Source organism: Pseudomonas cichorii, from assembly GCF_015471405.1.
Classification (GTDB): domain Bacteria; phylum Pseudomonadota; class Gammaproteobacteria; order Pseudomonadales; family Pseudomonadaceae; genus Aquipseudomonas; species Aquipseudomonas serbiensis.
This window is the reverse complement of sequence record NZ_BLVZ01000021.1, coordinates 22,067-35,415: the sequence shown is the minus strand read 5'-3', so window position 1 is coordinate 35,415 and position 13,349 is coordinate 22,067. Positions and strand designations below refer to the sequence as shown.

15 protein-coding genes are annotated in these 13,349 nt (G+C 56.8%); 4 read left to right on the top strand and 11 right to left on the bottom strand.

Going from position 1 to position 13,349, the window contains the following annotated elements:
- Position 1: 1 nt before the first annotated feature.
- Positions 2–415, bottom strand: a complete 414-nt coding sequence (locus JL015_RS25745) for a VOC family protein (protein ID WP_201020464.1) — start codon at positions 413–415, stop codon at positions 2–4.
- A gap of 60 nt (positions 416–475) precedes the next feature.
- Here JL015_RS25745 and JL015_RS25740 point away from each other — a divergent pair, with 60 nt between their 5' ends.
- Positions 476–1,399: a LysR family transcriptional regulator gene (locus JL015_RS25740; protein WP_201020463.1), complete on the top strand. Its 924-nt coding sequence runs from the start codon at positions 476–478 to the stop codon at positions 1,397–1,399.
- Here JL015_RS25740 and ribD read toward each other — a convergent pair.
- The 8 genes from ribD to JL015_RS25700 form a co-directional block, all read right to left on the bottom strand.
- On the bottom strand, positions 1,378–2,490 hold the full coding sequence (gene ribD / locus JL015_RS25735; RefSeq protein ID WP_201020462.1) for a bifunctional diaminohydroxyphosphoribosylaminopyrimidine deaminase/5-amino-6-(5-phosphoribosylamino)uracil reductase RibD: 1,113 nt from the start codon (positions 2,488–2,490) through the stop codon (positions 1,378–1,380). The genes JL015_RS25740 and ribD overlap by 22 nt on opposite strands.
- Positions 2,487–4,187 carry a WD40 repeat domain-containing protein gene (locus tag JL015_RS25730; RefSeq protein WP_201020461.1) on the bottom strand — a complete coding sequence of 567 codons (1,701 nt, stop codon included), beginning with the start codon at positions 4,185–4,187 and terminating at the stop codon, positions 2,487–2,489. The genes ribD and JL015_RS25730 overlap by 4 nt, the downstream gene beginning before the upstream one ends.
- A gap of 88 nt (positions 4,188–4,275) precedes the next feature.
- Positions 4,276–4,875: a GTP cyclohydrolase II gene (locus JL015_RS25725; RefSeq protein WP_201006655.1), complete on the bottom strand. Its 600-nt coding sequence runs from the start codon at positions 4,873–4,875 to the stop codon at positions 4,276–4,278.
- Positions 4,876–4,935: 60 nt separating this feature from the next.
- Positions 4,936–5,952, bottom strand: coding sequence for a formylglycine-generating enzyme family protein (locus JL015_RS25720; RefSeq protein ID WP_201020460.1), 1,017 nt, complete (start codon positions 5,950–5,952; stop codon positions 4,936–4,938).
- Positions 5,953–6,021: 69 nt separating this feature from the next.
- Positions 6,022–6,768, bottom strand: a complete 747-nt coding sequence (locus JL015_RS25715) for a class I SAM-dependent methyltransferase (protein WP_201020459.1) — start codon at positions 6,766–6,768, stop codon at positions 6,022–6,024.
- A gap of 41 nt (positions 6,769–6,809) precedes the next feature.
- Positions 6,810–7,256: a DMT family transporter gene (locus JL015_RS25710; protein WP_201006650.1), complete on the bottom strand. Its 447-nt coding sequence runs from the start codon at positions 7,254–7,256 to the stop codon at positions 6,810–6,812.
- A 424-nt stretch (positions 7,257–7,680) separates the two neighbouring features.
- The gene (locus JL015_RS25705) at positions 7,681–8,337 is read right to left on the bottom strand and encodes a CoA transferase subunit B (RefSeq protein ID WP_201006649.1); all 657 of its coding nucleotides are present in this window, start codon (positions 8,335–8,337) and stop codon (positions 7,681–7,683) included.
- A gap of 66 nt (positions 8,338–8,403) precedes the next feature.
- Positions 8,404–9,105 (bottom strand): CoA transferase subunit A, encoded by a 702-nt coding sequence (locus JL015_RS25700; RefSeq protein WP_201006648.1) that lies wholly within the window; start codon positions 9,103–9,105, stop codon positions 8,404–8,406.
- A gap of 114 nt (positions 9,106–9,219) precedes the next feature.
- Here JL015_RS25700 and JL015_RS25695 point away from each other — a divergent pair, with 114 nt between their 5' ends.
- From JL015_RS25695 to JL015_RS25685, 3 genes are all read left to right on the top strand, one after another.
- Positions 9,220–10,128, top strand: a complete 909-nt coding sequence (locus JL015_RS25695; RefSeq protein WP_201020458.1) for a LysR family transcriptional regulator — start codon at positions 9,220–9,222, stop codon at positions 10,126–10,128.
- A 68-nt stretch (positions 10,129–10,196) separates the two neighbouring features.
- A complete protein-coding gene (locus JL015_RS25690; protein ID WP_201020457.1) occupies positions 10,197–10,478 on the top strand; it encodes a hypothetical protein in 282 nt (93 codons plus the stop codon).
- Positions 10,479–10,613: 135 nt separating this feature from the next.
- Positions 10,614–11,222, top strand: coding sequence for a LysE family translocator (locus JL015_RS25685; RefSeq protein ID WP_201020456.1), 609 nt, complete (start codon positions 10,614–10,616; stop codon positions 11,220–11,222).
- Between the two features lie 169 nt (positions 11,223–11,391).
- Here the strand turns inward: JL015_RS25685 and ssuE are convergent, their stop codons facing one another.
- Both ssuE and JL015_RS25675 read right to left on the bottom strand, forming a co-directional pair.
- Positions 11,392–11,973: an NADPH-dependent FMN reductase gene (ssuE, locus tag JL015_RS25680; protein WP_025259442.1), complete on the bottom strand. Its 582-nt coding sequence runs from the start codon at positions 11,971–11,973 to the stop codon at positions 11,392–11,394.
- Positions 11,974–12,202: 229 nt separating this feature from the next.
- Positions 12,203–13,291, bottom strand: a complete 1,089-nt coding sequence (locus JL015_RS25675; protein WP_201006642.1) for a polysaccharide biosynthesis/export family protein — start codon at positions 13,289–13,291, stop codon at positions 12,203–12,205.
- Positions 13,292–13,349: the final 58 nt, after the last annotated feature.

Here is a 13,349-nt window from a genome sequence, read left to right as displayed (position 1 = left end):
TTTAGTAGATCGGCCAGCAACCCGGCGTGAGGAGTTCCACAAGATGGTCGTCCGGGTCTCGGAAATAGATGCTCGACCCGCCTTTTGGCCATTGGGTCCGGCCTTCTATGGGAATGCCTGCCTGGGTGAGTCGCTCGGTCCAGGGAGCCATATCCGCAGAGTCGATGGCAAAGCAGACATGGATTCGGCCCTGAGCATCATGAGGCGGGATTTCTCCGCCACTCAGGTGCTTGGTCTCCAGTGAGGCGCCTTGCTTGAACAGCAGCAGGGCGTTCGCCCCGCCAACGTTCAGTGCAACCAGTACGTTGCTTTCCACCATCACTTCGAGCCCAAGGGTCTTGTAGTAAAAATTCTTGGCTTCTGTAAGATCTTTCACATAAAGCGCGGTCTCAATGATCCTGTTGAGTCGCGGCATATCTCGCTCTCCTTATGGAATCAAGGAAGCACCCTCTCTCCCGAAGTTGGAAGGCTAAGGATGGCTACTGTTTTATTGCGTAATATCGACTTGAATCTGTTGGTGATTCTCGATGCCCTTCTGACAGAAAAGCATGTCACTCGCACGGGCGAACGATTGCATCTGAGTCAGCCGGCCATCAGTCACTCCTTGAGCAAGTTGCGCAGTCTGCTTGATGATCCGATCCTGATCAGGAAGGGCAATGAGGTCTTCCTGAGTGCTCTGGCAATCAGCCTCCAGGCGCCTCTCAAGAATCTGTTGAGTCAGATCGAAGCCTTGTTTGGCAGCTCGATTGCCTTTGAGCCCGCCACGTCCCGGCGCACGTTCAATCTGGCCATGTCGGATTACGGCGCGGCAATTGTCTTGCCCAAATTGCTGGTCCGTTTTCGCCGGGAAGCGCCCAATACAACGCTGGTCGTCACTCAGAGCAGCCGTCACGGAATGCTTGAGCAAGTCGCTCAAGGCAAGATCGATCTGGCGCTGGGCGTATTTCCCAACCTGCCGACCGACATCGCCCAGGCTACGCTTTTCGAGGAAACCTTTTCGTGCCTGCTCGACCGCAACACCTTGCCGCCGGGTGGAACGCTCGATCTCGAAAATTACCTGTTGCGTCCGCATATATCCGTTTCCATGGATGGGAGCGTGGGTGAGGTAGACACGCTGTTGCGTGCTCAGGGCCTGCACCGACGCATCGCCGTCAGTGTGCCGCACTGGCGTACGGCGCCAGGCATGATCAGCAATACCGACCTGATCCTCACCGTGGCCACACGTACGCTGGATGAGGCACTTCTTGACGATTCGCTCATACAACTCACACCTCCATTGACCATTCCGCCGTTTCCGTTCGTACAGATCTGGCATCACCGGTTCAACGAAGACCCTGCGCATCAATGGCTACGTGAGCAGGTCGCACAGGCGGCCGCTCATCGCACTGTCTCGTTCTGATCCGGGCGCAGTCGCAAGCGCAGGTCCGGTCCGATGCTGGTCACTTCGTACAGACTGAAATTCAGACTGTCATGAAGGCTGGTCAACTCCGGTAGATGGACCATCGGCCGGGCGATATCACCCAGCAGACGTGGTGCGATGTAGACCAGCAGTTCGTCCACCAGGCCGGCCTTGAGCAGCGCACCGGCCAGAGTGGGGCCGGCCTCCACGAATACATCGTGCAGGCCGCGCTCGCTGAGCACTTGCATCAACTGCGCAAGATCCACTCCGTTCTCGTCACTTTGCAAACGCAACACTTCGTTGCCCGTGGTTGTGGACTCAGCCGGTGAAGCGTCCAGTCCGACCACATGCAGGCTGGGCGCCAGGCTGTTGAATACTCGTGCGTTGCCGGGCACCCGGGCCTTGCTGTCGAGCACGACCCGGACCGGAGGCAAGGCTGCCGGTGAAGACAGATGGCGTACGGTCAGCAGCGGGTCATCAGCCAGTACAGTGCCACTGCCGGTCACGATAGCTGCACTGGACGCCCTCCAGAGTTGTACATCGCTGCGTGCCTGATGACTGGAAATCCATTGCGAGCGACCGTTGCTCAGCGCCGTGCGACCATCCAGGCTCATGCCCAGCTTGAGCTGCACCCAGGGTCTTCGTCGTTCGACACTGGACAGAAAACCACGATTGAGTTCCCGTGCCGCTGTCCTGAACAACCCCACCTTGACCTCGATACCGGCTTCACGGAGTTGCGCGATTCCGCGCCCGTTGACCTTCTCGAAAGGGTCTTCATGGGCAACGACAACCGTGGCAATTCCACTGTCGATCAAGGCCTGGTGGCAGGCGCCGGTTCGTCCTACGTGACTGCAGGGCTCCAGCGTCACATAGGCCGTGGCACCTTTTGCCAGTGCCCCGGCCTGACGCAACGCGAAGACTTCGGCATGCGGCCCGCCAGCGCAGCGATGCCAGCCTTCGCCAACCACTTGGTTTCCGTGGGCAATCACACAGCCCACCCGAGGGTTGGGCCATGTGGAGTGACTGCCACGTGCGGCCAGCGACAATGCATGCTGCATGTGCTGGAAGTCGCATTCAGTGAAGTGGTTCATACCTGCGCCTGTGCTCCGGCGTGGACGTTGATCGGGTAAATACGCCCGTCATAGGCGCTGGCCAGAAAGCCTGTGCCGTCGATGTTGTGGGAAATGCAGGAGATACCGCTGGCCGTCGGTTTCTCTACAGCCACCCAGCGACGTTTGGCGACATCGAAAATGGCCACTGTTCCGCCGTAACTGCCTGTTGCGATCTGCGTGTGATCAGGGGAAATGGCGATGCACTTGATCGAGTGCTGGTGAGGCGTGTCGTAGACCTCATCCTGACCGTTGCGCCACAGGCGCAGCTTGAGGTCCCTGCCGATGCTGGCAAAACCATCTTCAATACGGGTGCAGCCGTTGGAAATACGGGCGTGAGCCTTGTCCAGGTAGCGCTCCAGGCCGAAGTCGCTGATCCGGTGAAAAGCCGCCGCGGCAGTGGCGCATACGCTGAACAGAAACGTCTCGTCGGCAGCGATACCCTTGATGGCATTCTCATGCAGTTGTATCGAGGTGACGAAGCGGGGCTGGCCGGCTTCCAGCGCAAAAACAAGCGCTTCGCCGGTGTACGTCCCGATAGCCGCATGCAACTGGCCGTTTTTCTCGAACGTAGTGCCGCAGTTGAGTGGAGAGCGATGCTGATAGAGCGTGTCCCCGGTACGGGCGTCGAAGACGGTGCCCATCTGCCCGCCTGTCAGAACGCTTTCGCCGAAGGGCAGCAGGAAGTTGCAGAGGCTGCCGGCGTGAGTGCTGGCCTGACCATTGATGTGCAGGATGCCGGCATCGCCAATGCTGTAGATGTCATCGTTGACGACAGCCACGGCATTCAGGCTGATCGCAGGCTCGATACCATCCAGGTCCCAGACCTGGGTCTTGAAGTTCCAGGTCGCGTATCGGGAACCAAAGGTCACGAAGGCGATGCGGTCGGTTCCCAGCAGCGTACAGCTGCGTGGCCAGATGATGCTGGGCAGGGAAGTCTGTGCGGTCTTGACCAGATTGTTGTGCTCATCCAGGTGCCAGAGTATGACGCAACGGTCGTAGCTCAGGCTGACCAGCAGACGCTGCTCGTCATCCCAGATGATGCGTTTGATTCCGGCAGCATGGGCCGGGTGCAGGTGAGTGCCGCTTGCATCGATGAGGGAAACCTTGCCCTCATCGTCACCCGCGAAGATGATCCCGTCCCGAGACAGGGCAACGGTGTCGGTTTCCACACCGCCCAGATCGATGAGTTCAAGCTGGGCACCGCTCTGGGCGCACCAGCGGCGAATCGAGCCATCGTCACTGCTTGAAACCAGTGTACGGCCGTCGGCTGACCAACTGACCGAAATCACATCGGCACTGTGGCCTTTGAGGATGTGTCTGGTCTGCCCTTGCAGATCGAACAGACGCAACGTGTGATCGCGTGAACTGGTCGCGATGGTTTGGCCATCCGGCGAGAACGCGGCCATCTCGATGTCATCTTCATGCCCGATCAACACGGCCTTGAGGCGCAGGCCTGGCACTTCCCAGACGCGAGCCGTGTAGTCGCTGCTGGCACTGACCAGTAACGTACCGTCGGCATTGAATGCGCATTGATTGGCCAGGTGGTCATGCAGCACACGCTGTATGGGAGTTTTGGTTCTGGCATCCCACAAGATGACCTGATTGTCGTAACCCGCGGTGGCTACATAACGATCTTTGAAAGCGTTGATACCGCTGATAGGTCCGAAATGGCGCATGATCTATATCCTTTAGATAAGTAGGAAACTCGAATTTCAGTCAGCCGCTGTCAGCCTGTGTATAAGGCAGACGGTAAGAAAGAGTCAGTCAGTTGCTAATGGCGATACGGTGTTGTTTCTTGTCGATCTTGGCTTGTAGATAGTTTCGGTTATGTTCGGTGATGAATACGCCGGTCGGAATGACGTCTGAAACATGTATGCCGTTTGATTCCAGAGCCGACACTTTTTCGGGGTTGTTGGTGATAATACGGCAATCAGTAATACCCACGGCTTTCAACATGCTGGCTGCCAGAGAAAAGTCCCGATCATCTTCCGGGAAACTGAGGTGCGTATTGGCTTCAAATGTATCCAGGCCCGTGTCTTGAAGTCGATAAGCTTCAAGTTTGGCATACAAGCCGATGCCGCGGCCTTCCTGACGCAAGTAAATAAGATAGCCACCTTCTTTATGCATGCGATTGATGGACTCGGTCAATTGAGGCCCGCAATCGCAGCGCTGGGAACTGAAGACATCCCCGGTCAGGCATTCGGAGTGGATACGTACCAGTGGACTTTCCGGGCGGTCGGGTCCCAGCTTTATCAAAATATGCTCATGTTTCGGATCGAGGCCGCTAAAGGTGAAAAACGTGCCAGGGCATTGACCTTCATTAAGAGGGATATCAACTTTATTACGCACTTTGACAGTTTTCATGATTGACCTTCTTACTGTGTGATGAGGCTATTTTTTTTATGGGTGTACTTGGGCAATGGTTCACGCCGAAGGTGTTTCTGCAAGGCGAAATCCCATGACATAGATGGCTCGAGGGTATTTGCCGTGGCGTCGGCAATTACGTGCCAGATCTCTGAAGCGGGTGAAGCTCCCGCCCCGGGCGACGCGATGAGTACCCACAACGGTAACCAGATCGTCTTCGATTGCCTGACCGCCAGGGTAGGGGGCGTAATCGTCGGCGACGTATTCCTCGACATTGCCCGCCATGTCCATGCAGCCGAATGCGGAGGCACCTTGGCTGAATGCGCCGATGGGGGATGTAGTGAACAGCCCCAGCTCTGCCGTATTGCAATGGTCGGGCAGGAAGCTGTTGCCCCACGGAAAGACCAGATTCCCGGGGCCGGCCGCGGCGTATTCCCATTCCGCTTCCAGTGGCAGGCGGAATTGACGCCCGGTACGGCTGTTGAGCCAGTCGATGTAGGCCTCGACATCCTCGACGGTCAAGCCGAATACCGGATGATTGGCCCGATCCGTTGGAAACTGCCCGAAAGGCCAGTTATCCGGGATCCGGGGTTGCATCGAGTCCTCCAGAAACGCCCGGTATTCCAGGTTGGTGAGCGGAAACCTGGCGATACGGTAAGGTTGGAGTGTCACCGCGTGGCGGGGCACTTCCTTTTCGATCCAGGATCGATCAAGGCCAAGCCCGCTCATTTCCTGCATGACCGAATCGACCTCATCGGCCGCCAGCCCTGTTGACACCTTACCGCCCCTGATATCAATCATCTGCGGGTCGAATACGTTGATGCGCGTGTCCACGGTCTGCGCGAGCAACTTGCCAGCTGCCAGTCGGACCTGCAGCGTGGCTTCGGGATCCTCAAGGCGCTCGATCAGCCGCTCCGTGGGCTCTTGAGCCAGCAGTTTCCAGGTCGCCAAGGGCAGCGACATGTTCCGGGGTTGCTGAAAGTGCTCGGGCAGCCCCATCAGATACCTGTCGGTCATCTGAGGGGTAAGCGGCCCTTCAAAGACTGGCCAGTGAGTGAATGAATGATTTGTCGCCATTTGAGACGTGCCTCCTGCGGGAATCACGGAGTATCGCCAGCCCCGTCTGAGGGGCTGCGAGTCGGATCGCTAGCGTGTACAGACCAGACCGGTCTGCAGGCAGTTGCGCTCGAAGTCATCCCAGTAACCGGCGGGGAATTTGTCACGATTGGCTTTTGAGATGATCGGCTTCTGCCACTCGAAGGTGGAAAAACCGGCCTTGGACAGTGCGGTCTCGTAAGCCTCGCGGCTCCAGCGGTAGAAGGTGAAGGCGCTGGGTGGCTGGGTTACGAACTCTGCATCACAACGGAAGCCGCCCTTGTGAGGCTGCTCGTTGAGCACATGGACGCCGTATTTGGTGAAGTTCCCCTGTGCCAGTTGAAAGCCAGGATCAACGGTATAGGCAATCAGCCTGCCACCGGGCTTGAGGTTCTTTGCCACCACCGCAAACATTTTTTCCAGTTCGTCGATCGATTGCGCATAGTTGAACAGCCAGGCCGCGCTGACCCGGTCAAAGGGGGCCTGGGGCAATGTCCCCATGTCCGCCACATTGGAAACCATGTATTCGATGGCCTCATTGTTACGTTCGGACTCCTTGCGAGCCAGTTCGATCATCGAGGAGGAAATATCGACCCCCACTACCTTGCTGGCTCCCTGGCGATACAGCTCCCGGCCAAAAAAGCCGAAGCCACAGGCCAGATCCAGTACGGACTTGCCTTTCACATCACCCATCATGTGAAAGAACGTCTGGGTCTCGACGGAACGCTGTGATGCGCTGTCTGTAAACGCTTCGAAGCGTTCGCCAATTGAATCGTATGCTGCGGATTGACCGGCCATTGTTAACTTCCTTTTATGTGGTGAAAATCCTGGGCCTCGGATTAACTGCGTGTGGTAATCAAGAAGCCGATAATGACAATGAAAACACCGAACAACTTCTGAATGTTGACCGGTCTGCGGGGGAGGCCGACCAGACCGAAGTAATCAATCAATAACGAAATCACAAGCTGCCCGATAATAACCGCCATCATGAAGTTTAAAGTTCCCAGTCGAGGTGCCATCAGCAGTGCGATGGTGATGTAGAAAACACCGGCCACGCCACCTAACCAGGCCCACCAGGGAGCACTTTGTAAAGCCGTAGTGCTCGGCTTTTCAACTTTGAATATCAACAGGGCGGCGAAGACCGCAATCAAGCTGACCAAAAGCGAAACAGTCGTAGCCCATAAGGGGTGTCCCAGTAATGTGCCCAACCTGGCATTGGTGCCCGCCTGCAAGGGAACTGCAAAACCAGCGGCCAGACTCAGAGCAATAGCGGTTAATACATTCATCAAGTGGGTTCCTCTTCTGGTCAGTTTTACTTTTATGGATGGGGATAAGCCAATTCTTGTTTGTAATGGGCTGTATTCGTGAGACCGATGACAGTCTTTACCGGTCTGGTATTCAAACTCAACAAACAGGGCCGGCAACAATGTTTTTCGGTGAGCTTGCGATGTAGCAGAGGAGCAGGAGATACAAGTCCGTTGTTCTGAAAGCCGACATGGTCAGGCCTCTGGCGATGTTTTCGCGCTCCGGTCATGACACTTTAGACAAGTATTTTCAATGAGGGGATAGAAATGACATCAGTAGCAATGTGCTACTAACTAAGTTGCATGTATTGCCAGGCAATAATGCAGCAGGCCGCTGTAAGAGAGCGGCCTGCGGTATAAGGAGTCGGGTCTGTTTGTCGTGGTCGTGTGGCGTGAACCAAGGCTTTCAGAATGTCATTTCGATCACATCATCCGGCACTATCAGCTTGCCGGCCGTCTTGGCGATGATCTCTTCCACGCTGACTCCTGGCGCACGTTCGCGCAGGATGAAGGCACCGTTCTCGATTTCCAGATACGCAAGGTCGGTCAGCACCCGCCGGATACAACCGGCACCGGTCAGTGGCAGGCTGCAACGCGGCAGCAGCTTGGATTCGCCGTCCTTGGAGGCATGGGTCATGGTGACGATGATGTTCTCGGCGCCCGCCACCAGATCCATCGCGCCACCCATGCCCTTGACCAGCTTGCCGGGGATCATCCATGAAGCGATGTTGCCTTCGACATCCACTTCAAAAGCGCCCAGCACCGTCAGGTCCACATGACCGCCACGGATCATGGCGAAGGATTCGGCCGAGGAGAAAATCGAAGCGCCGATGCGCGCTGTCACTGTTTGCTTGCCTGCGTTGATCATGTCGGCATCGATGGTTTCTTCAGTGGGAAACTCGCCCATGCCCAGCAGGCCGTTTTCCGATTGCAACATCACATCGATATCGTTCGGGACGTAGTTGGCGACCAGCGTCGGAATGCCGATGCCCAGATTGACGTAGTAACCGTCTTTCAGTTCACGGGCGACACGTTGAGCCATTTGTTCGCGGGAAAGTGCCATGGTCTGAAATCTCTTTTTGTTGTACGCCGCTTCCTGCCTGAGGAAACGCCCGGGAATACGATTTGCTCAGGACTTCCTGACGGTGCGTTGTTCGATGCGTTTCTCGAAGGTGCCCTGAATCACGCGGTCGACATAAATGCCGGGCGTGTGGATCTGTGTGGGTAGCAGCACGCCCGGCTCGACGATTTCCTCGACTTCGACCACGGTGATCCGGCCTGCCGTGGCAACCACCGGATTGAAGTTCTGCGCGGTATGGCGATAGATCACGTTGCCGAAGTGGTCGGCTTTCCAGCCCCTGACAAGGGCGAAGTCACCGGTGATGGCTTCTTCCAGAATCACATTGCGCCCGTTGAACTGGCGGGTTTCTTTGCCTTCGGCAACGGGCGTGCCGTAACCGGTGGCGGTGTAGAAGGCCGGGATGCCAGCGCCGCCTGCGCGGAGTTTTTCTGCCAGGGTGCCTTGGGGAGTGAGTTCGACTTCCAGCTCACCGCTGAGCAACTGCCGCTCGAAGAGCGCGTTTTCACCGACATAGGAGGAGATCATTTTGCGGATCTGGTGATCCTCCAGCAGGATGCCGAGGCCGAAACCATCGACACCGCAGTTGTTGGAAACCACCGTCAGGCCTTTGATGCCCATGCGCTTGATCTGCGCAATGAGGTTTTCAGGGATACCGCACAGGCCGAAGCCGCCGCACAGCACCGTCATGTTATCGGTCAGGCCGGCAAGGGCCTCTTCGTAGGTCGCGACACGTTTATCGAGTCCAGCCATGATGATCCGCCTTTTTATTGTTCATCGACAGGGGGCCGTGTGAGTGCATCTTCTCTCCCGGTCAGTGATTTGTTAATTTTGTTTTTCTGATCAATTGATAATAAAAGCAAATATATGAACGTCAAACAGCTTCGGGCTTTTCTGGCAGTTGCCCAATGCCTGAGCTTTGCCCAGGCCGGAGAGCGACTGCATCTGTCGCAGCCGGCCTTGAGCCTGACCATCAAGAGCCTGGAAGATGATCTGGGCGGGCAACTGCTCACGCGCACCACGCGCACGGTCAGCCTGACCCCGGAAGGCGAAACCCTGCTGCCACTGGCGCGTCAGTTGCTGGCTGACTGGGACAACACCGAAGAGCTGCTGCGTCAGCGTTTCACGTTGCAGATGGGCAAAGTGTCGGTGGCGGCGATGCCAGCGTTCGCGGGCAATCTGTTGCCGGGCGCGTTGAAGGTGTTTCGCGGGCGCTATCCGCGGGTCAACGTGGCAGTGCATGACGTGATCAACGAGCAGGTGGTGGAAATGGTGCGCCATCGTCGGGTCGAGCTGGGCATCGGTTTCGAGCCCGAGTCGAGCAATTCGCTGGTATTCACGCCGTTCTATATGGATCGTTTTGTCGCCGTGGTTGCAGCCGATTCGCCGCTGGCCGAGCGCAAGCAATTGACCTGGCGCGAGCTGCTGCGCGAGGACTTCATCGCCCTGCAACGACCTTCGGCCGTGCGCCTGCTGCTGGAGCAGGCGATTGCTGCGCAGCACGGCAAGCTTTCGGTCGCTTTCGAGAGCCATCAGTTGTCCACCATCGGGCGAATGGTCGCCAATGGGCTGGGCGTCAGTGCGGTGCCCGCGTTGTGCATCGAGCAGATGCAGGAACTGGGCGCTCGCTGCATTGCTCTGGTCGAGCCGCGTATCGAGCGGCGCATCGGTCTGATGATGCTGGCCGATCACAAGCTGTCAGCGGCCGCCCATGCGTTGCGTGAGGTCTTGATTCAGCATTCCGCAAAAGTCGATAGCTACTATCACGACGGATGATTTTTGCCTGAGGGAGCCGGGGATTAACCTTTGTTCATTCCCGAAAACGAGTCAGTCTGGAGGCTCCCATGAATCATTTCTTTGCTCTTGGTCTTGTCGTGTTCTTCAGTGCTGTGCTGTTGGGCGGCTGTTCCACTCATCACTCCGTCGAGTTGCGTCCTTACACCGTCGAAGAAACTCATCAACTGGCACTTGAAGACTTGAACCGCCGTGGTCTGTCGTTCGACGAATACCAGGCCCGTAAAGCGCAACTGATGGCTGATCCCGCCATTCAGCAGGTCCGTCAGTTCGATAAAGAAGGTGAAGTGAGCGTTGAGCGTGGTGCCTTGCTGGATGGCCGTCGCGGCTGAAGGTGGAATGACAATTTTTCGATAACCGAATTTTATTGAAACTGTACCGATAAAAGTTTCACCCACTGTCCGTTTGTTTGCAGATGATGCTCCGTTAGGGTGATCGCTTGATTTCACCACTCCCCGGACAGCTTGATGCTTCTCTCTTTCGATCTTCTGCTGGCTTTCGCACTGTTTGCGTTTGTCTCCTCTGTGACACCCGGCCCAAACAACATGATGCTGATGGCTTCAGGCGTGAACTTCGGTTTCAAGCGCACTCTGCCGCATATGGTGGGGATCAGTATCGGCTTTTTCGTGCTGATAGTGGCGGTGGGTTTTGGTCTGGGCAGCCTGTTCAAGACCTGGCCTGTTCTCTACACCATCCTGCGTTATGTGGGTGCGGCCTATCTGCTTTATCTGGCGTGGAAAATCGCGACCTCGGGGCCAGCCTCCGATTCCACTGAACAGCGTGGCGAACCCTTGAGTTTTCTGGGCGCGGCGTTATTCCAGTGGGTCAATCCCAAGGCCTGGGTCATGGCCATTGGTGCGATCAGTACCTATACGCCGATGGAAGGCTATTTCATCAACGTGTTGGTCATCGCGTCGGTATTTGCACTGATCGGTCTGCCTTGCGTCGGCATCTGGGCGGGGTTCGGCAGTTTGCTGCGCAACGTTCTGCGCAACCCGCTGGGCCTGCGGATCTTCAATGGCGTGATGGCGGCGTTGCTGGTGCTGTCGCTGTATCCGTTGGTGCTTGAACATTAGTTCGTGACCAGGTGGGACCAGATTTGTCCGCAAAGGGGTCCGGGAAGGGGTCTGTACACCCGCCGCATCTTTACCTGAAGAAAAAATGCTTCCCGAATAAATTCGGTCCCACACAGTCTGTACACAGAACTTGGATCTGTAGGAGCGAATTCATTCGCGAAGAGGGACCTTACAACGCCAGTTGCAAATGCCCGCCTTGCTGTTTTCTGCGGGCCTGGAGCCGATGCTGCAAGCCAAGCAGGAAATGCTCCAGCCCTTCGCGCAGGCGTTCGGTAAGAATCTCATCCAGCTCACCGCCCAGCTCGTTATCGCTGTAACTGATCTGGCTATCGATGGCGAAGATGCCGTGCAGCACTTCCTGTGATTTCAGCGCGGAAAGCACCGGCTTGAGGGCGTAATCCACGGCCAGCATATGGGCGATGCTGCCGCCGGTAGCCAATGGCAGAACCACTTTGCCGAGCAGAGCACGCTCGGGCAGCAGGTCCAGCAGTGTCTTGAGGGCGCCGGAGAACGAGGCCTTGTAGACCGGCGTACCGATCAGCAGGCCGTCGGCCTGGCGGACGGCTTCAATGAAATCCTGGACTTGCGGGCTGTCGAACTGGGCGAAGAGCAGGTCTTCAGCCTTGAAGTCACGGATGCGAAGCGTCGTGACATTGACGCCCTGATTTTCCAGCCAACGACCGGCATGGGCCAGGACGACGCCGGAGCGGGATTTGGGGGAGGGGCTGCCTGAAAGCGAAACGACCAACATGCTGAATTCCTTGCGATAAGCGTATACCTGCAAAGCAGCATGTGTGCCAGCCTTGTATTTTTATCAAGCTGTTGAAAATAAAGGATTTATTTTTATATCGATGACAAAGGTACAGCCCTTTGATGCTGAATCAGCAGGCAAGTGCTGATCCACTGTTGCTGTACAGACAGTTTCTTCGGGCAAAAAAATCCCCGCACGGGTCGGTGCAGGGACGTCTTCTGGCCGGGTTTCAGTTCCTGAATGCTGCGCCTGTCTGTACCACACTGGCCGAGCCAAGCAGTTGGCTGATGAAGCGGTTCCATCGCGTGATATTGGCAGGCCCGACAAACACCACATCCTGAGCCTGGAGTTCAAACTGGCGAGCCAGCAGGTAGGCAGTGGGTTTTTCAGCTTTCAGGTGATAGACCGTGGACACCGCATTGGCCTGGTTCTCGACGCCGCGAATCACGTAGACCGCGTCGCCATTGGCGGTTTCCGGGCTCAGGCCGCCGGAGCTGCCCAGGGCTTCAAGCAGTGTCACGCTGGTGGTGCCGAAAGAAATGACCTGCGGGTTACGCACTTCTCCCAGCACATAGATCTTGTTTTTGGAGTTGCTGTTGAGGTGCAGGTAGTCGCCATCCTTGAGGAATATCTTGCTCAGTTGCGAGCCCTGGCGGTTGAGCGAGTCGATATCGATCAAGTAGTCCCGGCCATCGCGCCTGAGGGTCAACCCGGCAAGGTTGGCGTCGGTCAGGTCGATACCGGCGGTGCTGACTGCTTGCACCAGGCTCAAGGGAATATTGGTGATCGATTGCGGGCCGGGAGTCTTGAACGAGCCCGAGAGCAGTACGCGCTGGCTGTTATAGCGCAGCACTTTCACATCGACCTTGACCTCGGTGTATTGCGGCGCAAGCCCCATGCGCAGTTGTTCGCGAATCTGGCTGACAGTCTTGCCACCGGCCCTGATCTTGCCGACATAGGGAAAGAACAGCGTACCGTCGCTCAGCACTTCTCGCGTGTTGGCGTCGAGCTGGTCCTGTGAACCTGGAGCGGTCAGTTCCGGGTGCTCGAAAACCGTCACCAGCAAGGTATCGCCCGGACCGACCGCATATTCCGGGGTTTTATAGTTCAGCAGCTCGGCGGGTAACGTCACGCTATTGGACGCTATGCGTTGCTGCTGTTGTTGCAGGCTTTTGGGGGTGATATCGACCAATTGAGCCTTGGGGCCATTCGGGTCATCCGCCGTGATATCGCCCGGGGTCATGTGTTGGCCGGGGGCAAACACGCATCCCTGCAAGATCAGACTGGAGAGCAGCACAACAACCAGGTTTCGATTCATATGAGTGTTCCTTGCTGACGGTGCGTCTGGCACCACGATGATTTCATTGCATCCCTGT